At 66.3% G+C, this 25,274-nt stretch carries 15 protein-coding genes; 6 read left to right on the top strand and 9 right to left on the bottom strand.

Annotation, left to right across the window (positions count from 1 at the left end):
• Positions 1–23: 23 nt before the first annotated feature.
• A complete protein-coding gene (locus JJJ14_RS05660) occupies positions 24–1,667 on the top strand; it encodes an amidohydrolase (RefSeq protein ID WP_201444929.1) in 1,644 nt (547 codons plus the stop codon).
• A 708-nt stretch (positions 1,668–2,375) separates the two neighbouring features.
• Here JJJ14_RS05660 and JJJ14_RS05655 read toward each other — a convergent pair.
• The 3 genes from JJJ14_RS05655 to JJJ14_RS05645 all read right to left on the bottom strand — a co-directional run bounded on the left by JJJ14_RS05655 (position 2,376) and on the right by JJJ14_RS05645 (position 6,685).
• Positions 2,376–3,428 carry a GNAT family N-acetyltransferase gene (locus JJJ14_RS05655; protein ID WP_101558499.1) on the bottom strand — a complete coding sequence of 351 codons (1,053 nt, stop codon included), beginning with the start codon at positions 3,426–3,428 and terminating at the stop codon, positions 2,376–2,378.
• 129 nt (positions 3,429–3,557) lie between these two features.
• Positions 3,558–5,810 (bottom strand): DNA gyrase/topoisomerase IV subunit B, encoded by a 2,253-nt coding sequence (locus JJJ14_RS05650; RefSeq protein ID WP_070513056.1) that lies wholly within the window; start codon positions 5,808–5,810, stop codon positions 3,558–3,560.
• A 101-nt stretch (positions 5,811–5,911) separates the two neighbouring features.
• On the bottom strand, positions 5,912–6,685 hold the full coding sequence (locus JJJ14_RS05645) for a hypothetical protein (protein ID WP_201444928.1): 774 nt from the start codon (positions 6,683–6,685) through the stop codon (positions 5,912–5,914).
• Positions 6,686–6,869: 184 nt separating this feature from the next.
• Between JJJ14_RS05645 and JJJ14_RS05640 the strand changes: the two genes are divergently transcribed.
• The gene (locus JJJ14_RS05640; RefSeq protein WP_004565039.1) at positions 6,870–7,142 is read left to right on the top strand and encodes a DUF7455 domain-containing protein; all 273 of its coding nucleotides are present in this window, start codon (positions 6,870–6,872) and stop codon (positions 7,140–7,142) included.
• A 238-nt stretch (positions 7,143–7,380) separates the two neighbouring features.
• Complete coding sequence (locus JJJ14_RS05635) at positions 7,381–7,788, top strand: rhodanese-like domain-containing protein (protein ID WP_201444927.1); 408 nt, start codon at positions 7,381–7,383, stop codon at positions 7,786–7,788.
• A gap of 11 nt (positions 7,789–7,799) precedes the next feature.
• Here JJJ14_RS05635 and JJJ14_RS05630 read toward each other — a convergent pair whose 3' ends face one another.
• A complete protein-coding gene (locus JJJ14_RS05630; protein ID WP_236592922.1) occupies positions 7,800–8,858 on the bottom strand; it encodes a trypsin-like serine peptidase in 1,059 nt (352 codons plus the stop codon).
• A gap of 229 nt (positions 8,859–9,087) precedes the next feature.
• On the bottom strand, positions 9,088–10,734 hold the full coding sequence (locus JJJ14_RS05625) for an RNA polymerase sigma factor (protein WP_201444925.1): 1,647 nt from the start codon (positions 10,732–10,734) through the stop codon (positions 9,088–9,090).
• A gap of 224 nt (positions 10,735–10,958) precedes the next feature.
• On the opposite strand from JJJ14_RS05625, the gene JJJ14_RS05620 reads away from it, so the two are divergent.
• Both JJJ14_RS05620 and pknB read left to right on the top strand, forming a co-directional pair.
• The gene (locus JJJ14_RS05620; RefSeq protein ID WP_201444924.1) at positions 10,959–12,119 is read left to right on the top strand and encodes a polyprenyl synthetase family protein; all 1,161 of its coding nucleotides are present in this window, start codon (positions 10,959–10,961) and stop codon (positions 12,117–12,119) included.
• Positions 12,120–12,231: 112 nt separating this feature from the next.
• Complete coding sequence (gene pknB / locus JJJ14_RS05615; protein WP_201444923.1) at positions 12,232–14,259, top strand: Stk1 family PASTA domain-containing Ser/Thr kinase; 2,028 nt, start codon at positions 12,232–12,234, stop codon at positions 14,257–14,259.
• A 77-nt stretch (positions 14,260–14,336) separates the two neighbouring features.
• On the opposite strand, the gene JJJ14_RS05610 is transcribed toward pknB, so the two are convergent.
• The 4 genes from JJJ14_RS05610 to JJJ14_RS05595 form a co-directional block, all read right to left on the bottom strand.
• The gene (locus tag JJJ14_RS05610; protein WP_236592942.1) at positions 14,337–15,686 is read right to left on the bottom strand and encodes a class II 3-deoxy-7-phosphoheptulonate synthase; all 1,350 of its coding nucleotides are present in this window, start codon (positions 15,684–15,686) and stop codon (positions 14,337–14,339) included.
• Positions 15,687–16,003: 317 nt separating this feature from the next.
• Entirely contained in the window at positions 16,004–17,233 is a 1,230-nt protein-coding gene (locus JJJ14_RS05605; RefSeq protein ID WP_201444921.1) for a pyrophosphate--fructose-6-phosphate 1-phosphotransferase, read from the bottom strand.
• 40 nt (positions 17,234–17,273) lie between these two features.
• Positions 17,274–22,361, bottom strand: coding sequence for a hypothetical protein (locus tag JJJ14_RS05600; RefSeq protein ID WP_201444920.1), 5,088 nt, complete (start codon positions 22,359–22,361; stop codon positions 17,274–17,276).
• Positions 22,362–22,491: 130 nt separating this feature from the next.
• Positions 22,492–23,370, bottom strand: a complete 879-nt coding sequence (locus JJJ14_RS05595; protein ID WP_201444919.1) for a lysophospholipid acyltransferase family protein — start codon at positions 23,368–23,370, stop codon at positions 22,492–22,494.
• Between the two features lie 188 nt (positions 23,371–23,558).
• Here JJJ14_RS05595 and JJJ14_RS05590 point away from each other — a divergent pair, with 188 nt between their 5' ends.
• The gene (locus JJJ14_RS05590) at positions 23,559–25,217 is read left to right on the top strand and encodes a DEDD exonuclease domain-containing protein (protein ID WP_269089890.1); all 1,659 of its coding nucleotides are present in this window, start codon (positions 23,559–23,561) and stop codon (positions 25,215–25,217) included.
• The last annotated feature ends 57 nt before the right edge of the window (positions 25,218–25,274 follow it).

Below are 25,274 nucleotides of genomic sequence, written 5' to 3'. Positions count from 1 at the left end.
GGCGGCTGTGCCTACAGTGGCGCATGGCCGATCAACCCTCCGCAGACCTGCTTATCAAGGACGCGCGCATCGTCCCTTTCCGGTCCCGCACCGAGCTGGGGGCGCTGCGCCGAGGTGACCCTCACCCCGACGCCTTGGCCGCGCCGCCGCCCCCGGGTGAGCCCGTGGATGTGCGTATCAAGGCGGGCCGGGTCGTCGAGGTGGGACAGGGGCTGAGTGCTCCCGGGACACGGGTCCTTGATGCCGAGGGCTCCTTCCTCATTCCCGGCCTGTGGGACGCTCACGCCCACCTGGACATGGAGGCGGCGCGCTCGGCACGCATCGACACGCTGGCCACCCGCAGCGCGGAGGAGGCCCTGGAGCTGGTGGCCCGGGCGCTGCGGGATTATCCGGGCGGTTCGCGGCCGGCCACGATCCAGGGCTTCGGGCACCGCCTGTCCAACTGGCCCCGGGTGCCCACGGTGGCCGAGCTCGACGCTGTCACCGGGGAGGTTCCCACGCTGCTCATCTCCGGGGACGTGCACTCCGGGTGGCTGAACTCGGCGGCACTGCGTGTCTTCGGCCTGCCGGGGGCCAGCGCCCAGGACCCGGGAGCACCGATGAAGGAGGATCCGTGGTTCGCCCTGCTGGACCGCCTCGATGAGGTGCCCGGGACGCGAGAGCTGCGGGAGTCCGGCTACCGGCAGGTCCTGGCTGACATGCTGTCCCGGGGTGTCACCGGCGTGGTGGACATGAGCTGGTCGGAGGATCCCGATGACTGGCCGCGGCGCCTGCGGGCCATGGCGGACCAGGGCGTTCTTCCCCAGGTGCTGCCCCGTATCCGCATCGGGGTCTACCGCGACAAGCTGGAGCGGTGGATCGCCCGGGGCCTGCGCACCGGGACGGGGCTGGCGGGTTCACCCCGCTTGCCCGACGGATCCCCGGTGCTGGTGCAGGGGCCGCTCAAGGTGATCGCTGACGGCTCGATGGGCTCGGGCAGCGCGCACATGTGCGAGCCCTATCCGGCCGAGCTGGGGGTTGACCACCCCCACGGCGTGGTCAACATCGACCGGGCCGAGCTCACCGACCTCATGGCCCACGGCTCCCGGCAGGGTTATGAGATGGCCATCCATGCCATCGGGGACGCGGCGGTCGACGACGTCGCCGCGGCCTTCGCGCACTCGGGTGCCGCCGGGCGCCTGGAACACGCCCAGCTGCTGCCGGCCGACGCCCTCGACGAGCCTGACGGGGCGCTCAGGCGCCTGGTGGGCTGCGGCATCGAGCTGTCGGTTCAGCCGGCCCACCTCATTGACGACTGGGCGGCCGTGAGCCGGGTATGGCCGGGGCTGGAGGGGCGCACCTACGCCTTCGCAGACATGGTGGCCGCCGGGGCCCTGCTCCAGCTGGGATCGGATGCGCCGGTGGCGCCCTTGGACCCGTGGCTGGCCATGTCGGCGGCCGTGGGGCGTCGGACGCCGGATGGGTCGGTGTGGTCGCCGAATCAGCGCCTGACGGCCGAGGAGGCGCTGGCGGCCAGTGTCAACGGGGCCGGCTCGGTGGCGCTGGGTTCTCAGGCCGACCTGGTGCTCCTGGCCGAGGATCCCCTCCGCCTCGGGGCCGAGGAGCTGGAGGGCGTTCGCCCAGTGGCCACCGTGGTGGCCGGAGCCGTGGCCCACCTGCGCGGGTGAACCGCCCGGGAGACTGTGTTGTCTCATAACTTCTGAAAGTTTCGGATGTCATGACATCTCAAGACACCGGTGGGGTGCGTCTGCGAGATGGCAGAACTGCTGCTTCAGCCTGTCGGAGCGGACACACCCGGTCACTGTGGTGGCTTACGGCGTCGTCTGGACGCACTGCACGAAGGCGGGGTGCTACTGGATGAGGGTCGGGTGCACTTCGGGTGGGTAGGGCCTTCGTGCAGTACGCACAACCCTTGGCCAGTAGATCCCGACCCTCGTGGAGCAGGCCGACTCGAGCCGACTCGGGGCGGGGCCGGCGTCTAACCATGACCACTGGGCCCCAGCGCAGACGTCGGCCAGGGAGCGGTGCAGGAGGACCTGTGACGGAGGCGCCGGGCTCTGCGGCAAGAACCCCTGACTCACTCCTGCGCGGCCCGGTGTCCACAGCGCTGACATTACCGAGCCTGCCGCCGAAGCGCCCAGCGGGGATCGTTGGAATACTGCAGTTTCTTGTCAGGCGCGCAGTCCCGATTCGGGGCTAATGTCAGCGCTGTGGACACCCACGCCCCGTTATGCCTCACCCCTAAGCCTCCCTCGCCTCCAGGACCACCAGCCCACCCAAGGTTCCCACCCGAGCGAGTGCCTCAGAACTCATCACACCCACATGTCTCCCAAGCGAGAAGACAGCACAAACAACCCGGGAGACGAACACCCCGCTCAGACGTCGAGGGCGTAGAGGATGGTGCCGCGGGTGGGTACGTAGCCCAGGGACTCATACAGGTCCACGGCGCCACTGGGGTTGTCGGTGTCGACGCCGGCGGCGGCGTACTCCATGCCGTCGGCGGCGTAGGCGCGCATGGCGGCCACCAGCAGCGCGGGTCCGATCTGGCGGTGGCGGTAGTCGCTGAGGACCCCGAGCACGTCGGTGTAGCCCTCCCGCCAGCCCAGGGCCTGCCAGTCCTGCTCGTAGCGGCCCGAGCGCAGGTACCCGGCGACACGGGCCCGGTCCCCGGAGCGGTCCATGGCCACGAAGCTCCACTGCGGGGCGAAGTAGGCGCTGCCGGCAGTCCAGTCCTCGGGGGTGACGTTCTCCGTCTCCCAGGTCTCGGCCATGGCCTGGTTGTAGGCGCGCCGGACGTCGTTGTCGATCTCGGGGGTCCACGGGTCAATGGTGATGAAGCCGTCCAGGTCCACCTCGGGGATCTCGTCGCCGAGGAATCGGCGCACCTCCCGGTACCAGCGCATCGGCTCAAAACCCATGTCCGCCAGGTGCCCCTGCATGCGTTCGTCATCCGCCATGACGGTGGTGACCACGTGGGCGGGGATCTGGGCCGCGCCCTTGCGTGGCACGGAGCCGGCCCGCTCGGCGCCCACGAGGTGGCGGGCCCGCTCGGCCTGCCAGTGCAGCAGAGCGCGTCCGATGCCACGGTTGCGCACTGCCGGGTCCACGGTGCCGGTCATGGAGGCGTAGATCTCCCCGGCCGGACGCAGGCGTACCAGCCCGAAGGCGCGCATGACGCCGTCGGTGTCGCGCCCGGCGACCCCGGAGTAGGTGGGGTCGAGGAAGTACTCGGCCGTCTCCTGCTCGCTGGTGCGGTAGGGCGGGTTGTCGACGTCCTCGGCCCGGGCGATGAGCGCGGCCAACTCGTGGTTGTCCTCCGGGCCCAGCGGCCGCCAGGTCAGCTCCCGTGACAGGGACGAGCGGGGCCCGGGGCGCAGGATGGGCCACGGTGAGGATCCCGCCCGGCGGATGCCGTAACCGGGTGCCATCAGCACACCTCCCTCAAGAGGACGAAGAAAGACGATCAGTCAGTGAACGACGCGCCTCGACCTTCGGCGGGCCGTGACACGAAGGTTACCGACATTACCTGAAGGAGCGGCCGAGACCTGACGCGCCGGTCAGGCGTCGATGCGCTCGCGATCAACGTCACGGGCGCCTTCGACGATGAAGTCGCGTCGGGGCTCGACCGAGGAGCCCATGAGGAGCTCGAAGACAGACTCGGCCTCCATGATCTGGGCCTCATCCCCCAGAGTGATGCGCCGCAGGGTGCGGTGCTGAGGCTCCATGGTGGTCTCGGCGAGCTGGTGGGCGTCCATCTCCCCCAGGCCCTTGTAGCGCTGCGGCTCCTTGAAGCTGCGACCCGCGCGCTCCAGACGGCGCAGGGTGGTGACGAGCTCCTCGTCGGAGTAGGTGTAGATGATCTCCTTCTTGCGCCGCCCCGAGCCGGAGACCTCGATGCGGTGCAGAGGCGGGACGGCGGCGAACACCCGGCCCGCCTCGATCATGGGGCGCATGTAGCGGAAGAAGAGGGTCAGCAGGAGGGTACGGATGTGAGCGCCGTCGACGTCGGCGTCGGTCATGAGGATGACCTTGCCGTAGCGGGCGGCCTCCAGGTCGAAGGTGCGTCCGCTGCCGGCGCCGACCACCTGGATGATGGCCGAACACTCGACGTTGCGCAGCATGTCGGCCTGGGATGCCTTCTGCACGTTGAGGATCTTGCCGCGGATCGGCAGGAGCGCCTGGAACTCGGAGTCGCGGGCGTTCTTGGCGGTCCCCAGGGCGGAGTCACCCTCGACGATGAACAGCTCGGAGGCGGCGACATCGTCACTGCGGCAGTCGGCGAGCTTGGCCGGCAGGGAGGAGGTCTCCAGGGCGGTCTTGCGGCGAGTGATCTCCTTGTGCAGGCGCGCCGAGACGCGGGCACGCATCTCACCGACGATCTTCTCCTCCAGGGCGCGCGCCTGGGTCTTGAGGTCCCGTTTGGAGGAGGTCAGCAGGGCGGTGAGCTCGCGCTCGACCACCTTGGAGACGATCTGGCGCACGGGCCCGGTGCCCAGGACCTCCTTGGTCTGGCCCTCGAACTGGGGCTCGGGGACGCGCACGGTGATGACGGCGGTCAGGCCCGCCATGATGTCGTCCTTCTCGACGCGGCCGTCCTTGGCGGTGAGCTTCAGGGCCCGGGAGTCGGCCTCGATGCGCTTGCGCAGCACCTTGGTGAGGGCCTGCTCGAATCCGGTCAGGTGGGTGCCGCCCATGGGGGTGGCGATGATGTTGACGAAGGAGCGCTCCGTGGTGTCGTAGCCGATCCCCCAGCGCAGGGCGACGTCGACCATGCAGGTGCGCTCGACCTCCACGGGGCGCAGGTGCCCGCTGGCGCGGTCGAGCTGCTGGACGGTCTCGGTGTAGGTGCCCTCACCGGTGAGGCGGAAGGTGTCAGTGACCGAGCCGTCGGAGGCCAGAAAGTCGACGAAGTCGGCGGTGCCGCCCAGGGCCTGAAAGACCTCGACGCCGTCGTCATCGCCGGTGTCGAACAGGTCGCCGCGGTTCTCGGTGGCGTTCTTGGCGGCCGCCCGCAGGGTGACCTCGTGGACGGCGTCGTCGGTCTCGCCGGCGTCGGCGGCCGGCGTGGTGGAGGCGGCGATGGCCTCGGCCTCGGGGCGCTTGTCCTCCAGGCGCAGGGTGAGGCCCGGAACGAGGAAGCTGGTCTGGCGCAGGCGGGCGCGCAGGGCGGCGGCGTCGTACTCAGTGGGCTTGGGGAAGATCTGGGGGTCGGCCCAGTAGCGGACCCGGGTTCCGGTCACGCCGCGGCGCACCTTGCCGATGACGCGCAGCTCGGAGGCCTTCGTGAACCCGGTGAAGGGTGAGGAGGGGCTGCGCCCGGCGGAGTCGTCGAAGATGCCGGGCTCGCCGCGGTGGAAGCTCATGGCGTAGGTCTTGCCGCCGCGGTCGACCTCGACGTCCATGCGCTCGGCCAGGGCGTTGACGACGGACGCCCCCACGCCGTGCAGGCCGCCGGCGGCGCCGTAGGAGCCACCGCCGAACTTCCCACCGGCGTGCAGCTTGGTGTAGACGAGCTCGACGCCGGTCAGGCCGGAGGAGGGCTCGATGTCCACGGGCACTCCGCGCCCGTTGTCACGCACCTCGATGGAACCGTCGTCGTGGACGGTCACCGAGATGTCATCGCCGTGCCCCTCGAGGGCCTCGTCGACGGCGTTGTCGACGATCTCCCACACGCAGTGCATGAGACCGCGCTGGTCGGTGGAGCCGATGTACATTCCCGGGCGCTTGCGCACGGCCTCGAGCCCCTCCAGGACGGAGAGGTGGCGGGCGGAGTAGTCGCCCCGGCTGGTCTTGTTCTCAGATGAGGGCACGCTGGGAATCTAGCCGATCAGTGCCGCCGGCGCCTTGTGCCCCGCCGCGGTGCGCGTGTGGCGTCATGCGTCATGCAGCCACGCCCGAGGCCGTTGGGCCCCTATGTCAGCGGGAGGGCTGGGCTCACCCGCGCGCTGCCGATCCCGCGGTCGGCCTTGCCCAGGCGGAAGCGCACCCGCCTCTTGAGCACGGTGCCGGAGACGGCCCGCCCGTCCACCAGCCCCTCGGCGGGCAAGAGCGTGAAGGTCCATCGCTCGGCGTAGTCGGAGTCGGGGACGAGCCCTGGCGGGCACTGCAGGAGGCGGGCTCCCCAGATCTGACGGGTCATGAAGGTGCGGGTGTCAACGCCGTCGACCTCGAAGAGCTCCGCGGCGGCGGTGACGTCCTCGTGGCTTCCCACCGAGATCCCGTACTGGCCGACGACGCCGGCGACCACCATCCAGCCGTCCTTGGCCAGCGTGCTCCCGGCAGTGCCAGTGGCCCCGGCGAGGTCGGCCCCCTCCCCCAGGGCCGGGTCGACGAAGTCCTCGGCCAGATCGGGCTGCTGACCGCGGCGGATGTTCAGGTCCATGGTCCCGCGGGTGTCGAGTCGGTTGCTGGCCGGGATCGCCAGGAGCCCGTAGTCGACGTCGTTGGAGAAGCGGAAAGGGGCGAAGTGCTCCCTTAAGCGGGCCACTGCGCACTCGGCCCGCGCCCAGCGGGCACCGGCACCGCCTCCGTCTCCTGCGCCCTCGTCCAGGCACTCGACGACGACCTCGGCGGGCGGCCTCAGCCCCACGGACTCCAGCCTCTGACGAAGGGCCGCGTTGGTCGCCCAGCCCGAGCGCTCCAGGCGCGCGATCTCACGGTCGCGAAACTCCTGCACCACCGACATCCCGACTGCTCCCTCCCGAGCCCTGCGCTGTGACAGCTCACCACGGCCGCCCTCCAGCATTCACCCGATCGGTCGGCTCCGTGGTGACGTGCACCATGATGCCGATGCGCCGTGGGCGAAAGCGCGTGCGCCTCAGGCGGAAACAGCCGCCTAAGACGGGTGAAGGCGTCTGCGTCATGATGCAATGCAGTCCATGAGCACAACCGGAACCTCAACCGCCACCCAGGCGGTGACCACCCTGGACGAGCAGACCACTCCTGCCGCCGACTCCGCCGAGCGCCCGCTGACCACAGCCGACCGCTGCGACGTCTGCGACGCACAGGCCTACGTCCGAGTCGTCATGTTGACCGGCGAGCTCTTCTTCTGCGGCCACCACGCCCGCAAGCACGCAGACAAGCTCAAGGAGGTCGCCCTGCTGTTCCAGGACGAGACCTCGAGCCTGACCGCCGGCAGCTGACGCCGTCGGCCGGCCGGCTCGGCCGATAACCCGGCCAACGTGGACTTTTTCACTGAGGTCGGCACTGCGATTCACTGAGTATCACAGTCTTTTTCTACCGGATGCCGCATATCCTCGTTCCTGAGGTTCTGATCCTGTTCCCACCCCGAGTCTCCCTCCCCAGAAGCCTCGCCCTGATCGAAGCATCGTGCCCCGCATCCAGGCTTGATGAAGCCGTACTCCCCTCAAGGAACTGTCTGTGAAACGCTCCCTCCGCGTCATGACCGCCTCCGCCCTGCTCCTCCTTTGCGGCGCGCTCACGCTTTCCGGATGCTCCGGATCTACAGGCTCCAGCGCCTCCTCCCCAGCTAACACCGCCTCGGCGGGTGCGAAGGCCGCCGGTCCCGTCATCATCGACCTGCGTTCAGCTGAGGAGTTCAAGAAGGGGCACCTGGAGGGGGCCGTTAACTACGACTTCTCCTCGGGTGATTTCTCCAGCCAGATCTCGGGCCTGGACCGCAGCTCCCAGTACCAGCTCTACGGCTCCGCCGACCAGCCCAAGATGGCCAGCGCCGTCATGCGCAACGCCGGCTTCTCCGGCGTCACCGAACTGGGAACCCTCGACGCCGCCAAGAAGACCACCGGGGCCAAGGTCGTCACCGACTGAGGCCCCTCCGCTCAGTCCCCGGCGGTCGCGTCCAACATGGTTTTGACCGTATCAGTGAAGTAGGGACCTCGGTTCACACCGTCCAGCGGCCGCCACAGGGAGGTCACCGACCTCACGTAACCGAGCCCGGTGGACTCGTTGTAGCGGTAGAGCCAGGGCCCGCCTGAAGCCCCCATGCCGAAGTCGCAGCCCTCGACTTTCAGCTTGCCCTCCGACTGCTCCGTGGTCCTGACGCAGGAATGGACAGTGCTACTGCCGTCGGGGGTCGTCTTGTTGGTGGGGTATCCGAAGATCGTGGCTTGGAAAACGTAACTGCCTCCCCACGCCAGCCCGTATCCACCGACGACATCGGCAACAGGCTTGTTGGCGTCCCCACCGTTGTTGAGCGTCACGTAGGCGACGTCGCTGCTGTAGTCAGTCTGATCGGCTCGCCAGCTGTTGAAAGTGCGTATTGAACGAACCGTCCATACTCCCACCGGATCCGGGTCGGCCTGGGTGCGGTCATAGTCCGGCACGAAGACCGCATTCTTCACCCACCCTTCCTCGGCGTTGTAGACGCAGTGGGCCGCCGTGATGACGACGCTCTTGGACGGGGTACTGAGAACCGAGGCGGTGCAGTAGGTGTTGTCAGAGGCGTAGCCGTTGAAGAACAGCTTCCCCTTGGCCCTGGCGGGCGGTGTCGCTCCCCCATCAGCAACCGGGGCGACGGGCTCAGTCATTGCGGCCGGATCCGTGGAGCTGGAGCTGTCACCATTGTTGCCGTCGGCCACCGACCGTTCTTGAGTCGAGTCATCAGCCGCAGGAGAATCCAGGGACTTGGAGGCAGCCATACGCTCATGCGTCCAGTAATTCAGAACGTTCTGGTCCGGTGCATGGTTCACTGTGGTCGCAGGCAGCTCATCGGGAATCGGCTCTGCGCTCCTACCGAAGCTGGTGGGCGCGGTCACCGCCATCGACGCAGCCTCAGGTCCCCCTGCCGGCACCGGCTCAGCGCCATGAGCCGACGGGGAGACCAGGGACAGTGGGACCATTCCTGCCGCCGCCAGCATGAGTACTGCAGCAGCAGTCATCGGTCTGCACAATCGAGCAGTTCTCTTCATTGGTTCGCTCCCGATGTGACGTAGTTATTTACCTTCGTCCAACGGAAGAAACCTACCACTATTACTACCGTTCGGTCTGCCGAAGGAACCGAGCATCAGGCACGTCGATAACGGCGTCGGCCCCGGAACCTCATGGGTTTCGGGGCCGACGCCGTTGACACGAAGGAGCCGGGAGTGCCCTTCGTCAGAGGCAGTCCGCTCAGTCCAGGTAGTCGCGCAGGACCTGGCTGCGCGAGGGGTGGCGCAGCTTGGACATGGTCTTGGACTCGATCTGGCGGATGCGCTCCCGGGTGACCCCGTAGACCTTGCCGATCTCATCGAGGGTCTTGGGCTGGCCGTCGGTCAGACCGAAACGCATGGAGACCACGCCGGCCTCACGCTCCGAGAGGGTGTCGAGCACGGCGTGGAGCTGCTCCTGCAGGAGGGTGAAGCTCACCGCGTCGGCCGGGACCACGGCCTCGGAGTCCTCAATGAGGTCACCGAACTCGGAGTCCCCGTCCTCACCCAGGGGGGTGTGCAGGGAGATCGGCTCGCGGCCGTACTTCTGGACCTCGACGACCTTCTCCGGGGTCATGTCCAGCTCGACGGCCAGCTCCTCCGGGGTGGGCTCACGTCCCAGGTCCTGGAGCATCTGGCGCTGCACGCGGGCGAGCTTGTTGATGACCTCGACCATGTGCACCGGGATGCGGATGGTACGGGCCTGGTCCGCCATCGCGCGGGTGATGGCCTGGCGAATCCACCAGGTGGCGTAGGTGGAGAACTTGAAGCCCTTGGTGTAGTCGAACTTCTCCACGGCGCGGATGAGGCCCAGGTTGCCCTCCTGGATGAGGTCCAGGAAGAGCATGCCGCGGCCCGTGTAGCGCTTGGCCAGGGAGACCACCAGTCGCAGGTTGGCCTCCAGCAGGTGGTTCTTGGCCCTCTGGCCGTCCTGGGCCACCCAGTGCAGCTCGCGACGCAGCTTGGCCGGCAGGTCGTTGCCCTCCTCGGCCAGGCGGTGCTCGGCGTAAAGACCGGCCTCGATGCGCTTGGCGAGCTCGACCTCCTGCTCGGCGTTCAGCAGCGCGACCTTGCCGATCTGCTTGAGGTAGTCCTTGACCGGGTCCGCGGTGGCGCCGGCGGTGACGACCCGCTGGGCGGGCTCGTCGCCCTCGTCGGAGTCGGAGACGGTGAAGGAGCCGTCCTTGTCCTGGGACTTGCCGCGCTTACCGGACTTCTTGGAGGCGGCCTTCTCCGCCTCCTCCCGGCGCATGCGCTCGAGCTCACCGGTCAGGGCCGCGATGGAGGGCTGCATCTTGATGCCCTTGATGACCCATCCGCGGAAGATGTAGCCGTTCTGAGCGAGGTAGTCGCGCGCCACCATGGGCGCGGAGTCGCCGATGACGAAGCGGGGCACCGGTCCGTGGCCGTAGGGGGCCAGCGTGATGGGCTCCTCCAGGGTGCCGTGGCCGGCGATCTCCAGGTTCTCCACGACCGTGCGCGAGCGCACGAAGAGAGTCGCCCCCGGGGCCAGGCGGACCCCCTTGAGAGAGGCGGGGTTGTTGAAGGGGCTGCGCTTGGAGCCGTCGCCGTTCTCCTCCAGGCTCACGTCCAGGTAGTAGTCGCGCAGCTCGGGGGCCGGGCCGTCATCCTCCTGGACGGCCTGCGCCTCGGAGTCGTCGTCCTGGTCCTCCTCCTCGTCAGAGGAGTCCTCGTCGTCAGAGTCGTCGTACTCCTCGTCGTCATAGTCGGCGTCGTCGGCGTCGTCGTCTCCTTCATCGTCGAGGTCGAAGTCCTCGTCGTCGAGCGGGGTCTCGTCGACGTCGTCAGTGAGCTCGGTGCTGGAGCGCGTCACTGTGGAAGAAGCCACGGAGTTCCTTTCGCGTGAGCGGGCGGACAGCCGGTGACGGGGTATGGGAACCCGCTCCGGCACAGCAGACAACCCCAGAATTGTAGCGTTTATTCCCCAGGATCACCGCACGGGCGACTTAGTATGCCCTACCTTGTCCGCACTCGGCGTCGCGCCGCGGCAAACCTGCCGTCGGGAGCATCGCCGGCCCTCCTGACGTCTGAGCTGGGACTACTCTGGCGGTCATGAGTGCGTTGCCTGCGGCCCTGGGCCGTATCCGTCCCGCCGTCGAGCACCGTCTGACCCAGGTCCTGGAGGACTGCCACCGGCGCTGGGAGGACCTGGGCCAGGCCGCCCCTGAGCTGCTCGAGGCCGCCGGGAGCGTCCTGAGTGGGGGCAAGCGCATGCGCGCCGTCCTGGGAGCCGTCGGCTGCGCAATCCTGAGCACCCCGGAGCGGCGATCCGAGTACCTGACCGCTTCCGACGCCATCCACCTGGGTGCGGCGCTGGAGCTCTACCAGGCCAGTGCCCTGGTCCACGACGACCTCATGGACGGCGCCAACACGCGTCGGGGCCTGCCCGCGGCGCACCGGGTCTTCGCCCGGGACCACGAAGACCGGGGCTGGCTGGGGCGCCCGCAGACCTTCGGGGCCAATGGCGCCATCCTGCTCGGCGACCTCCTGCTGTCCCTGGCGGGTGAGGAGATGAGCGCACTGGCGCCGTCGCGCACCTCCAGCCAGACCCGAGGCAGTGCGGTGCGGCACGCCCGGTCCGCCTTCGACGCCATGACCACCGAGGTGGCCCTGGGCCAGTTCCTCGACGTGCGCAGCGAGAACCTGCCCCTGCCCTGGGACCGGGAGCCGGGCGCCGCAGCCAGGCTCATGCAGGGCGACGCCCTGTCGGTGGTTCGACACAAGTCGGCCCGCTACTCGGTGCGCCACCCGCTACTGATCGGCGCCCTCCTGGCCGGCCTGGACCCGAACGGGACCACCGCCGAGCACCTGGCCGCCTTCGGCGAGGACGTCGGCATCGCCTTCCAGCTGCGCGACGACGAGCTGGGGGTCTTCGGCTCACCGCAGGCCACCGGCAAGCCGGCCGGCGACGATCTGCGCGAGGGCAAGCGCACAGTGCTGCTGGCCCTGACCTGGGGGCGATGCGACGATACCGGCCGCCGGCTGCTCGGCAGTGTCCTGGCCAATCCCGAGGCCACGGAGGAGCAGATCGGCGAGGTCGCCGCTCTCATCGAGGACTGCGGCGCGCGCGCCGCCCACGAGGAGATCATCGCCGCGCACCGCGAGGCCGGGAACCGGAAGCTGGAGCGCCTCGGGGACGAGGGCGTGGTGAGCACCGCATCCCTGGAGGACCTGGCGGTGCTGGCGGACCTGCTGACGCACCGGGTCTCCTGATCCGGCGCGGGCAACGGGGCGACCCAACAGATGGGCAGCACAGATGGGCAGCACTACCCGCCTGATCCGGCCGGCGGCTGTGACCATCCCACCGGCATCGTAGAATCGCGGCGTGGTCACAGATCCCCTCATTGGTCGGTTGGTCGACTCTCGCTACGAGATCGTCGACCGCCTAGCGCGTGGCGGGATGGCCACCGTCTACCGCGCCCATGACCGTCGCCTGGACCGGACCGTGGCGCTCAAGCTCATGCACGCCCACCTGGCCGACTCCCCCGACTTCGTCTCGCGCTTCCGCCGTGAGGCGCGGGCCGCGGCACGCCTGTCCAACCCGGGCGTGGTGGCCGTCTTCGACCAGGGCAGCCTGGACGGGGTTGCCTACCTCGTCATGGAGTACGTCGAGGGGCCCACACTACGCGACCTCATTGCGGCAGGCCCGCTGTCGGTCAAGGAGGCCCTGGGCCTGGTGGCCCAGCTGCTGCGCCCGCTTGGTGCCGCCCACCGAGCCGGCCTGGTCCACCGCGACATCAAGCCGGAGAACGTGCTGCTTCCCTCGGATGGCTCGGTGGCCAAGGTGGCCGACTTCGGCCTGGCTCGGGCGGTCACGGAGGTGACACAGACGACGACGGGCAACGTGCTGGGCACGGTCGCCTACCTGGCGCCAGAGCTCATCACCTCCGGGGACTCCACCTCTCGCGCCGATGTCTTCTCCGCCGGGGTGGTCCTCTACGAGCTCCTCACCGGCCAGCAGCCCTTCACCGCGGACTCCCCCATTCAGATCGCCTTCCGCAACGTCCACGAGGACGTGCCCCTGCCCTCCAAGCTGGTGCCCGACATGCCGGCCGACGTCGACGAGCTCGTGGCCACCATGACTCGCCGTGAGCCGCAGGAGCGCCCGGCCGACGCCGACGAGGCGTTGGCGCTGCTGCGCAACGTCGTTGACGAGCTCACCGACTCCGAGCTCTCCGTACGCCGCGGGGGCGGGACCGGCTCCATCCGGACCCAGCAGGTCATGACGGCCAACGCTCAGGCCGCCCGCTCCGCCATCGACAACGAGCCCCAGGACGACGCCGACGACTCCTCCGCCGAGGAGGCCTCGCCGCACGCCGGGATGCGCACCGTCTCCCTTCCCATTGGTTCGATCGGCCCGGACTCCAAGGGGAGAACACGTGCGCTCTCCCGCAAGGCCCTGGCGGCCGACGCTCAGAAGACCACTGCCGTCCCCACCCCGAAGAAGAGTAACGGCGGCTTCAGTCGCCGTCGTGCACTCGTCATCGGGCTGCTGGCCGTGGCTGGGACCGGTGCGAGCGCCACCTGGTACCTGACGGCCGGTCCCGGCAGACGAGTTTCCGTGCCCAACATCATTGGCATGTCTGAGGACCAGGCGCAGCTCGCTCTGGAGAAGCAGGGGCTCGACTGGGGCACGCCCGAGCGCGTCTACTCCGACACGGTCCCGGCCGGCAGCATCGTCTCCTGCCAGCCGAAGGCGGGCCAGAAGGTGGGGCTCGGCCAGGCCGTCACCGCCACCGTCTCCCGAGGCGTGGAGACCAAGACCGTTCCCGACGTCGTCAGGAAGACCAAGGACCAGGCCACGGCCGCGATCACGGCGGCCGGCCTGACCCTGGGGGACGTCACGGAGGAGTACTCCGCCAGCGTGGAGTCGGGCAAGGTCATCTCCTGCGACCCCAAGGCCGGCAAGGTCATCAAGCACACCGAGAAGGTCTCGCTCGTGGTCTCCAAGGGCAAGGAGCCGGCCACGATCCCCGACGTGACCGGTATGAGCGAGGACGAGGCCAAGAAGGTCCTGGAGGACGCCGGCCTGAAGAAGGGCAAGGTCAGCAAGGGCTACTCCGACTCCGTGGCCAAGGGGAACATCATCTCCTCCTCCCCCATCGCCGGGGCTTCGGGCTACTACAAGGGCGACTCGGTGGACCTGACGGTCTCCAAGGGGCCGGAGAAGGTGACGGTCCCGGATGTGACCGGCAAGAGCCAGGACGAGGCCAAGAAGGTCCTGGAGGACGCCGGGCTCAAGGTGGAGGTCAATAAGCGCCTGGGCGGCCCCTTCGGGACCGTGCGCTCCACTGATCCTGAGCCGGGCTCCAGCGTCAAGCCGGACTCCAAGGTCACCATCAACATCTTCTGACGAATGTGGCCCGGTGCCGCTTCAGCGGACCGGGCCACGTTTCGCCTGCTCTGCAGGCGGGCGCTCAGCGAGTGTTCTCAGCCCTTGAGCATCTCGGCGATCTCGAAGGCGACCTCGAGGGACTGCTGGTGGTTGAGCCGCGGGTCGACGAGGGTCTCGTAGTGCTCGGCCAGGCCGGCCTCGTCAATGTGCTCGCCGCCGCCGAGGACCTCGGTGACGTCGTCGCCGGTGAGCTCGACGTGGATACCGCCCGGGGCGGTGCCCAGGGTGCGGTGCACCTCGAAGAAGCCGCGGATCTCGTCGAGGATCGTCTCGAAGCGGCGGGTCTTGTAGCCGTTGTCGGAGGTGATGGTGTTGCCGTGCATTGGGTCGGCGATCCAGGTGACGGGGCGCCCGTCGGCGCGCACCGCCTCCACCAGCGGCAGCAGGGCCTCGCGGATGCGCTCGGCGCCCATGCGGGTGATGAGGGACAGGCGTCCGGGCAGGCCCTCGGGGTTGAGACGGTCCATGAGCCGGGCGATGTCGTCGGGGGACGTGGTGGGGCCGACCTTGACGCCGACGGGGTTGTGAACGCCGGCGAGGATGGCGACGTGGGCGCCGTCGGCCTCGCGGGTGCGCTCCCCCACCCAGAGCATGTGGGCGGAGGTGTCGTAGAGGCGCCCGGAGCGGGAGTCCTCGCGGATCATGGCGTCCTCGTACTCCAGGAGGAGGGCCTCGTGGGCGGCGTAGAAGTCGACCTGGCGCAGGGCCTCGAAGTCCACGCCTGCGGCATCCATGAAGCGCATGGCCCGATCGAGCTCCTCGGCGAAGGACTCGAAGCGCTTGTAGGCGGGGTTGGCGGTGAAGCCGCGGTTCCAGGAGTGGACCTCGCGCAGGTCCGCGTAACCGCCCATCGTGAAGGCGCGGATGAGGTTGAGGGTGGTGCCCGAGCGCAGGTAGGCGTCCAGCATGCGGGTGGGGTCGGGGATGCGGGCCTCGGGGGTGAACTCGTGGCCGTTGACGGAGTCGCCGCGGAAGGCGGGCAGGGTGACCTCGCCGCGGGTCTCGGTGTCCGAGCTGCGGGGCTTGGCGTACTGGCCGGCCATGCGGCCGATCTTGACCACGGGCGTGGAGGCGCCATAGGTGAGGACCGCGGCCATCTGGAGGATCGTCTGAACCTTGAGGCGGATGTTGTCGGCCGTGTTGTGGGTGAAGGACTCGGCGCAGTCCCCGCCCATGAGGACGAAGGCCTCCCCGGTACTGGCCTGGGCGATGAGCTCGCGCAGAGAGTCGACCTCTCCGGCGAAGACGAGCGGGGGTCGGCGGCGCAGGTCCGCCACCACGTCGGCAAGCGCGGCCTCATCAGGGTAGGCGGGCTGCTGGAGGGCGGGCAGGTGGCGCCATGCGGGGGCCTGGGCGTCCGTGCGGGCGGCGGAGAGCTCGTTCATCACGCCCGTCAGCATAGGCCAGTCGGGAGATTGCCCGGGTTCGGCGCCGCATCGCGAAACACGGGGGTTGGGAGACGAATTCTGTCACTGTGGGCGACTTTTAGGGCTGCAACAGAGCGCGCACCGACTGGTTGCAACGCCCTGACCTGCACGGATGCGAAGGCCGCCGTTACAAAAGCGCCGCGGGCGGGTTGAATAGTCGCCAAACGTGACACCTGGGGCCGCCGGCACCACCCTCCAGGGCACAGACGGGCACAGAGAGGCGGCCGGCGCCGTCACGAGGACGGCACCGGCCGCGGCAGGATGCGGGCTCAGCCTCAGTGCTCGGGGGCGGCCTCGGCGGGCTCCACCTTCTGGCCCAGCTCGGCCATGAGCTCGGTAAACCAGGCCTGGGTGATGTCGAAGGGCTTGGCGCCGGCGATGCGCGGGAAGGCGATCGCGGTGAGCTCGTCGTTGTTCTCCTCGTCCTGGCCGATGACGCCGGACTCGCCGCGCAGGGCGCAGTCGACGGCCAGGTCGCACATCTTCTTGATGAGGGCGAGGTCCTCGGCGTTGGCGTGGGCGGCGCGCGAGTAGTAGCCGGACTTCTGGACCATGACCTTCTCAGCACCGATGAGCTCAGCGAACTGCTTGGCGAACCACTGGCCGGGGTTGATGGTGTCGAGCTTGACGTGGCCGAAGGGGTCGCGCTGGACCTCCTGGCCGGCGGCTTCCATCTCCGCGATGATCTCGGGGACGCCGGCGCCCTCGGACAGGAAGATGTTGACGTTGCCCTGCTCGTCCATGATGGCCTTGAGGCGCTCGGCCTCGGCGGCGATGTCCAGCTTCACCTCGGGGAGGAAGACAGCGTGGACGTCCCAGCGCTCCTTGGTCAGGCCGAGGGAGGGGGCCCACTGCTTGGTCTGGAGCAGGTCGTGGTAGCGGCGGGCGGTCTCGGCGGTGAGGTAGCCGCAGTTGCGGCCCATGCACTCGTGGACGATGAGCATGCGGGGGTTGGAGCGGTGCTCGCCGATGACGTTGAAGGCGAAGCCGGCGCCCTCGTCGGCCGCGGTCCAGGCGCCCAGGGACTGGCGGATCGGAACCACGTCGTTGTCGATGGTCTTGGGCAGGCCGACGACGGTGAGCTCGTAGTCGTTCTCGTGGAGGTAGGCGGCCAGGTCGGCGGCGGTGGTGTTGGTGTCGTCGCCACCGATGGTGTGCAGGACGTCGACGCCGTCCTTGCGCAGCTGCTCGGCGGCGAACTCCAGGGGGTTGACGCCCTCCTCGACGAGGCCGCGATCGACGAGGTTCTTGGCGTTGGTGAGCTTGACGCGGGAGTTGCCGATCGGGGACCCGCCGAAGTCGCGCAGGATGCCGGCGTTCTTGCGGCCCTCGTCGTCGATGACGATGTAGTTGCCGGTGAGCAGGCCGTGGTAGCCGTACTGGTAGGCGATGATCTCGACCTCGGGAGCGACCTGCGTGTAGCGCTCGATGAGGTCGCCGACGGCGGCGGACAGACAGGGGGCGAAACCGCCAGCGGTGAGCAGGGCGACGCGACGAATCGACATCGGGAACCTTTCCTTGGATACGAGGAGTGACGGACCCATCCTAACGGTATGCCCCGGCGTCCCCGCCAGGCCCTTCAGGCCCAAGGTCGGGGTCGGACTCCGGGGCGGGGCATCCCTCGGGATCGATGAGAATCCGTTCATCTACGAGTTGTACTGCCAGTTCTGGCGCCACGCGCAACAGGAAGTCGAAGTGTTCCCAGACGGATGCACGGTAGGACCAAGAGCGAACCAACGCACCGCGTGCAAAATTATTCCATAGTCGCACATCAGCAGGATAACTATCACCCATCACGCCAACATCAGAACACAGCCGAGCAAAACGCAAACAGCAATTTGCGGCATCCTCCCTATCCGACAAGATTTCCGTCAGCCTCAACTCCCAACGCACAACGTCCGCAGCGTCAAGCATCATGCCGTTTTGGATCATCGCCTTGACCACGATGAACTGCACACCAACCCTTAAATCAAAGCTAGCAACCCGTTTTACGACAGATTCGGCCAACTCTAACAATCCAACCTTCACTAGGTGTCTCACAACTCGACTTACAGCACCCTCCCTCAAAGAAGAGTCAGCAATATCCTCGGCGAGCTCCATGGAAACAAATGCCAAATTCTGAGCCTGCTCAAACTGACCCGCATCCGCCAAAGCACCGGCAATCTTCACCAGAGCCTCACCACGCCACCGGGAGTCCATTACTCCGGCAGCGACTTCCTGAGCCTGCTCAAACCGACCCGCATCCGCCAAAGCACCGGCAATCTTCACCAGAGCCTCACCACGCCACCGGGAGTCCATTACTCCGGCAGCGACTTCCTGAGCCTGCTCAAACCGACCCGCATCCGCCAAAGCACCGGCAATCTTCACCAGAGCCTCACCACGCCACCGGGAGTCCATTACTCCGGCAGCGACTTCCTGAGCCTGCTCAAACCGACCCGCATCCGCCAAAGCACCGGCAATCTTCACCAGAGCCTCACCACACCGCCAGGAGTCCATTACTCCGGCAGCGACTTCCTGAGCCTGCTCAAACCGACCCGCATCCGCCAAAGCACCGGCAATCTTCACCAGAGCCTCACCACACCGCCAGGAGTCCATTACTCCGGCAGCGACTTCCTGAGCCTGCTCAAACCGACCCGCATCCGCCAAATCACCCGCAATCTTCACCAGAGCCTCACCACGCCACCAGGAGCGCTTAATTTCGGCAGCGACTTCCTGAGCCTGCTCAAACCGACCCGCATCCGCCAAAGCACCTGACATCTTAAACAGAGCAGTTTCGCGCCACCAAGAACCAGTAATCCGTTCGAAGGCATCACGGGCCCGATCAGCCTGCCCCACTTCAGATAAAGCGATGACAAGTTTTACCAGAGCTTCATTACGTGAGTGCCACTCTTCGATGTGCAACACTGTACGGGAAGCCATGTCAAACGCATGCTCGATGAAACCCAAATTAATCAAGACACATAGCGCTTTTATGAGCACCTCGGCACGCAAACGAACATTATAGATTCCTTCAGCTAGGTTTATGACGCGGTCGGAAGTTTCCTGTGCTTGTTCGACTGCTCCCACAGAGACAAGATCGTCAACTATCCTCACCAGCACCGCGGCACGCACCCCTTGATCGTCAATCTGATACGCAACCTGCCGGGCCTGTTCAACATAACCAGCTCTCGCCGCGACGCACGCCAAATCTGGCAGGCGCTCCTGAAAGTCACCGATTCGTTCTGCAACTTTCTGGGCCTGCTCGAGTAGACCCGCGCCAGCAAACGCACACGCCACCTTCATCAACGCCTCACCACGCAAACGAAAATCAGCCACCTTCTCAACCGTCCGCTGCGCCTTCTCTGCGACCTCCCGAGCCCGCTCGAGTAGACCCGCGCCAGCAAACGCACACGCCACCTTCATCAACGCCTCACCACGCAAACGAAAATCAGCCACCTTCTCAACCGTCCGCTGCGCCTTCTCTACGGCCTCCCGAGCCCGCTCGAGTAGACCCGCACCAGCAAACGCACACGCCACCTTCATTAACGCCTCACCACGCAAACGAGAATCACCGATCAGCCCAGTCACTCGCTGCGCTAGATCAAACGACCCCGAATCCGTCAATTCTCTAACCAAATTAAAATGAGCTTGATCGCGCAAACGAACATCATCAATCTCCTGAGCAATCCGCTGCGCTCGGTCGATCAAACCGCCATCAACGAAGACTTTCTGAACCTTAACCAGCGCCTCTACTCTCCACCATGGATCATCAATTTGCGCAACTACACACTGCACCTCCTCCGCAACCATTTCAGCCTGTTCAGCTAACCCCACACTTGCCAACGAAACTACCGAATTAGCCAATGCTTCAGCCCTCCATCGGAAACCACTAACCCGCCCAGAAAGCTGTTCGACAACGTTGGCGCAGCGCCGAGCTTCCTCCATCATCCCCACACTCACCAAGGCAACCACAGCATTCCTCAATGCCTCAGTACGTAACCGAAAGTCATCAACCCGCCAAGCTGCCCGTTGACTAGTAATGGCGCAGCGCCGAGCTTCCTCCATCATCCCCACACTCAACAAGACAACCGCCGCATTCCTCGACACTTCGGCACACAATCGAGAACTATCGATAGATTCAACTAACTCACAAATATGGCCTGCCAAGACTTCAGAAGTTAGCGTAGGGACACCTTTTGAGACAGAACTAAGACACAAATGTGGTTCGAAATTACATCTCCAGACTGTACCGTCATCAACAAGCGACTGTTCGGTTCGCTTCACACCAATCAGCGCACACAAAAGTTTTATTATAATTCTAAACCGCATTGCAGGCTCTTCAACACTATCGACTATTGCCTTCAGGCTATTCCAGTATGAAGAATACGCTTGGCTACAGCAATCAACTTCGAGAGATGAGGGATTCACACAGGCGGAAGTTTGCAAAGAATCTTTGGTAAAACCACACCAAACAGAATACTTACGCAGCAGCGAAGTCCTCCAACTAACCTCATCTACATCATGACCTAAGGCCCCAATGTCAACAGCTACAATATCGATCAGTATTCTCGAAAGTTCATCACGAATCTTCGGGCAGGAATTTAGTGAGTCTAGCACTTCCGGAAAGAAGTTTAGCAGTTCGCAGCCTCGACCACCTCGCACACAAGCTTCACCTACCTCTTCAACAGCTCTTAACCTGGACTCAACTGAATCTAGAGATAGCACTGTGTCTTGAATTTTTTCAATGGGGGCATTAAAGTACAAGCAGGACAATTCCAGCATGCCCGGCAAATAAGATTCCATACGAGCGAGCGCCTCTTTTAGTTCGACGATCTCCAGAAACAATCGCTCTGAATTCTCCGGAACCTCGTCACCATAAAGTTCCAACACTTTACTGTAATCACGTTCAATTGTGCGCAGAACATGGGAACGCCTCCCGAATCGACGCCATATTTCATGGTATCGATTTGAATCAAATACGAGGTCAATAGCCGGTTTTCTCTCCACATCCACGTCGGTCATCATGTCGAAGCAAGGCTCACTCAACATATAGTTGGGAGTTGTGCTGTTCCACCCGTCGGCAGCCCGCTTTTCCACCCATGCCCGGATAACACGACGATATGGCTTCAGGGCTCTACCACGGGCCGACGCCCACCAGGTTTCAGCTTTTGACTCATCATCTTTTCCGAAGCCGTCGGGAGAAATCTCACGTAGCACGGCACGCAGAACAGCGTCATGTCCCAGAATGTAGGATGGGATTTCTTGGTTTCCGAAGCCGACGTTGACTCGCATGAGCATACGACCAGGAGAATGATCTACACACGCCTTGACGTCTCTACTGGGCACATTCTCAAGATGGCGATGCCTAGCGATCAACTGCCGCAACTCATCGATGGTGAGAAAACCCCCACACGCCGCTAGAAATGCTCCGATATCGACAGCGAGATCAGATTTGAAGAACGTTTCAATATCCTTCTGATTGATCTTCTCTTGAGCAATAGGAGAAGGTTTAAGTGAGGCAATTGTCCTCGAAGAATTGCATACTATATCCTCTGGCATCCGAGGGTTCGGCCGAGACGCCGTCACCAACTTCACACCTTCGGGAAGATGTCGCGGCAGCAACGATAGAATGGACTTAGCTGCAGCCTCATCTGGTCGCTCGTAGTAGGAATCCTCGTCCACTCCGTCAATGACAAGAACCAAAGGCCGAGGGTTCTTGTCTGATTGGCAAGCCGTTGCTGCTCGACGCAAAAGTTGACGGAACTCGGTGTTCTGGGATGCCGGCTCAGAAACCCGCTCTGTGTACTCATCTCCTAAAATTTCTGCCAATTGAGCCCCAGCAACGAAAGAAAAACTTTTCCAGTCATTCCCATCGCCACCCATGCGACGAATGAAGAAGGAAACGATGTGCACGCCATCGGGCGGATTCAATGCGAAGGAGGACATCAGGGCGGTTTTTCCGCTAATCATGCCCGCCTCCATGGCGTACCAAGTGTCTTGTGAACCTCGGACAAATGTTTCTAGCTCGGCCAGCTCTCGCTCTCGATCCTCCAGTGGATCGGGAGCAAGGTCGCGGACCACCTCCATATGGTCAGCAACGACGGCGCGCGTCTGGGAGGCTCCAGCGGGACGTTCGGCGAGCCGTTGAATCCCAGCACGGACTTCCTCGACGCTTTCGAGAATAGAGGCCAACGCCTCCTTCTCGGTGAAGCAATCAGCAATGCGTTGGCAGGCCACTTCAAGCACCCAGTCGAAGGCCTGCCTCGCTGACTCGTCCGCCAGATCGCTGCGCAGGTCTGTGCCACCCAGGTCAAGAAGAGTCCGGCGCAGCTCTTCCCAGTTGTATCCCGCGGCAAGCCGTTCCTTCTCCGAGAGCTGGTCGATGAGGGATGCCGCCTGTCGGGCTGCCACATGCCAGTCAGCCTCGGAGATCCCCTGATGCTCTCGGAGCAGCTGCTTTGCTGCATCGTCGGCGATCTTCTCAGCAAAGACCGCCCGATTTCCGCCGATTTCCAGCGTTCTCCGGAACTTCGCCAACAGCCCGGCACCTTCGCCAACCGCTGTGGCGAGTGCTCCCTGTCCGGAGGCTATGAGGAGCAGCTTCACAATCGATGTCCCGAGGGGAATGAAAGTGTCGCGATCCATGGCAGCCATGAGCACTCCTCATCGTGTGGTGCATGTTACAGGAAGATTCCGTAACTTTATCGCAGCACACCGACACTCTGGAACCGGTTGGTCAGCCGTCAGGCAATCCTCGCCCTGCCGGGATCAGCCGCGCCCGCCCCTACTCGGCACCGGGCTCGGCCTCGTCGTCGGAGGTCTTGTCCTTCTTCTTGTCCTTGCCGCTCTTGTCCTCGGGCGGCTCGGGCACGGAGACCTCGGGGGCGGGGCGGCCACCGGGCGCGGCCACGGGGGCCGCCGAGGGGCGGGCCTGCGCCTGGGCGGCGAGCATCTCGGTGACGACCTCGTCGGCGGTCTTCTTCTCCGAGTCCATGGCCTTCTTGACGTCGGCGGCATAGAGGTCCACGTACTCCTGGCCGGAGAGGGCCATGAGGGCGTACATGATCTCGTCGGTGATGGAGCGCAGCACGAAGCGGTCGTTCTCCAGGCCCTTGTAGCGGGAGAAGTCCAGCGGCTCGCCGATGACGATGCCCACGCGGTGGCGGGTGGAGGGGATGGACTTGCCGATCGGCTGGGCCAGGTTGGAGCCGATCATGGCCACGGGCACCACGGGGGCTCCAGTGGCCAGGGCGATGCGGGCCACGCCGGTCTTTCCGCGGTAGAGGCGCCCGTCGGGGCTGCGCGTGCCCTCGGGGTAGATGCCGAAGAGCTGCCCCGAGCGCAGGCGGTCGATGCCGGCCTGGAGCGCCGCCTGGGAGGCCTTGCCGCCGGAACGGTCCACGGGGATGGTGCCCACGGTCTTCATGAAGTTCTTCACCGCCCAGCCCTTGACGCCCTTGCCGGTGAAATAGTCGGCCTTGCCGATGAAGGCGACCTCGCGGTCCACCAGCAGCGGAAGGAAGAAGGAGTCGATGACCGCCAGGTGGTTGGAGGCCAGGATCGCCGCGCCCTCGGCGGGAATGTTCTCCTCGCCACGGATCCAGGGCTGGTAGAGCATCTCCAGGGCCGGGCCGACTGTTGCCTTGATGGGTCCGTATCCCACGCGGGGCCTCCTGTGAACTGCTGGCTGGGCGGCCACCACACGGTCCTGCACCATCGGAGACGGACGGCACCGGAGCCGGCGGTGCCGCTCGGGTATGGGGTGATTCTAGGGTGCTTCCCACCCTGCTCGCACCGACTTCCCGACTGCCGGCGAGGATGCATGTCACTGCCATCCTCTAGCCTGCGACCGTGAGCACCATCGGGACCCAGGTGTCCTTCGCCGACATGGGCACGCCCCTGGAGCGGGCGACCTTCGTCGTGGTGGACCTGGAGACCACCGGCGGGGCGCCGGGCGCTCGCTCTCTGACGGAGATCGGGGCCGTCAAGGTGCGCGGCGGGCAGGTGCTGGCGGAGTTCTCCACCCTGGTCAACCCCGGTGTCGCCATCCCCGCCCAGATCACCATGCTCACCGGCATCACGAACGCCATGGTGGCCGGCGCCCCCGGCGTACGCACCTGCGTGGAGGCCTTCCTGGACTGGGCGGACCTGCTGGCCGACGACGTCGTCCTCGTCGCGCACAACGCCCGCTTCGACGTCGGTCACCTGCGTGGCGCCGCAGCGGCCCTGGGCCTGGAGTGGCCCGAGCCCCGCGTGCTGGACACCCTGGCGCTGGCCCGCAAGGCCTGGACCCGCAGCGAGGTGCCCAACCACAAGCTGGGGACGCTGGCTGCCTTCGTGGGCTCCCAGACCCATCCCACGCACCGGGCCCTGGATGACGCGCGCGCCACCGTGGACGTGCTGCACGGCGCCCTGGAGGTTATGGCGCCGCTCGGCGTCACGCACCTGGAGGACCTGGCCACCGCCTCCGACCCGGTCCCGGCCAGGCGCCGCGCCAAGAGCCGCCTGGCCGACGCCCTGCCCGGCGGCCCCGGCGTCTACCAGTTCCGCTCGGCGGCCGACCAGGTGCTCTACGTGGGCAGCGCCGTGGACCTCAAGCGCCGGGTGCGCTCCTACTTCACCGCCGCGGAGAAACGCCGCCAGGTGGCGCAGATGCTGGACACCACCGTGAGCGTGCGGCACATCGCCACACCCACGCTCATTGAGGCGCGGGTGCGCGAGCTGCGGATGATCGCCGAGCTCGACCCGCCGGTCAACCGCCGCTCCCGGGCCCCGCGCCGCCGCCCCTGGCTTCACCTGACCCAGGGCTCAGGCCCGGGGACCGAGCCGCGGTTGGCGCTGACCACCGTGCTGCCCACGGAGGAGGTCGGCCATGCGGTGGGCCCCTTCGCCTCACGCGGCAGGGGCCAGGAGGCCCTGCGGGCCGCCGAGTCGGTGCTGCGTCTGCGCCGCTGGGACGGGCGCGAGCTGCGGCGGGTGCGCCACGACGACCTCCCGGCTGAGCCGGCCGAGGTGCTGGCCTGCCTGTCGGGCGAGGTCGACCTGGTGGCCTCTCCCCTGCTGGAGCGCATCGCGGAACTGTCCCGGGCCGAGCGCTACGAGGAGGCCGGGACCTGGACGGGCCGCCTGCGCTGCCTGCTGCGGGCTGTGGACCGGGCTGAGCGGGTGCGGCCCCTGCTGGCCTGCCCGCATCTCATGGCGGCCCGCCGCCGCGAGGTCGGCAGCTGGGAGCTGGTGGTGGTGCGCTGGGGCGTGCTGGCCGGCTCCATGACGACCGCGCCGGGCGCCGACCCGCGCCCCGCCGTCGAGCTGCTGCGCGCCAGCGCCCGGGTCGTTGAGCGGCCCGGCCGCGTCGGTGAGGTGGCGAGCATTGAGGAGACGAGCCTGCTGGCCGACTGGGTCCTGGACGAGGGCGCCCGCATCGTGGAGGTCGACGGCGACCCCGCGGTGCTCACGTGGCCGATCGGTGCGGCTGCCCGCCACCGCAAGGTCCTGGCCTCGCAGGAGTGAGGGCGCCGAGCGCGGGCCAAGCGCCCCGTGGCCGACGTCGGACGGGGACAGCGGAGC

Origin of the sequence: Actinomyces sp. HMT 175, from assembly GCF_016694895.1 — a bacterium.
Classification (GTDB): Bacteria; Actinomycetota; Actinomycetes; order Actinomycetales; family Actinomycetaceae; genus Actinomyces; species Actinomyces oris.
This window is presented reverse-complemented; position numbering and strand designations above follow the sequence as displayed.

Bases quoted from the DNA above. Each gene is read 5' to 3' on its own strand.
- JJJ14_RS05630 (WP_236592922.1), bottom strand. From the start codon at position 8,858: ATGACTGCTGCTGCAGTACTCATGCTGGCGGCGGCAGGAATGGTCCCA.
- JJJ14_RS05655 (WP_101558499.1), bottom strand. From the start codon at position 3,428: ATGGCACCCGGTTACGGCATCCGCCGGGCGGGATCCTCACCGTGGCCC.
- JJJ14_RS05605 (WP_201444921.1), bottom strand. From the start codon at position 17,233: ATGTCGATTCGTCGCGTCGCCCTGCTCACCGCTGGCGGTTTCGCCCCC.
- JJJ14_RS05610 (WP_236592942.1), bottom strand. From the start codon at position 15,686: ATGAACGAGCTCTCCGCCGCCCGCACGGACGCCCAGGCCCCCGCATGG.
- JJJ14_RS05640 (WP_004565039.1), top strand. From the start codon at position 6,870: ATGCAGTCCATGAGCACAACCGGAACCTCAACCGCCACCCAGGCGGTG.
- JJJ14_RS05620 (WP_201444924.1), top strand. From the start codon at position 10,959: ATGAGTGCGTTGCCTGCGGCCCTGGGCCGTATCCGTCCCGCCGTCGAG.
- JJJ14_RS05600 (WP_201444920.1), bottom strand. From the start codon at position 22,361: ATGGCTGCCATGGATCGCGACACTTTCATTCCCCTCGGGACATCGATT.
- JJJ14_RS05645 (WP_201444928.1), bottom strand. From the start codon at position 6,685: ATGTCGGTGGTGCAGGAGTTTCGCGACCGTGAGATCGCGCGCCTGGAG.
- JJJ14_RS05660 (WP_201444929.1), top strand. From the start codon at position 24: ATGGCCGATCAACCCTCCGCAGACCTGCTTATCAAGGACGCGCGCATC.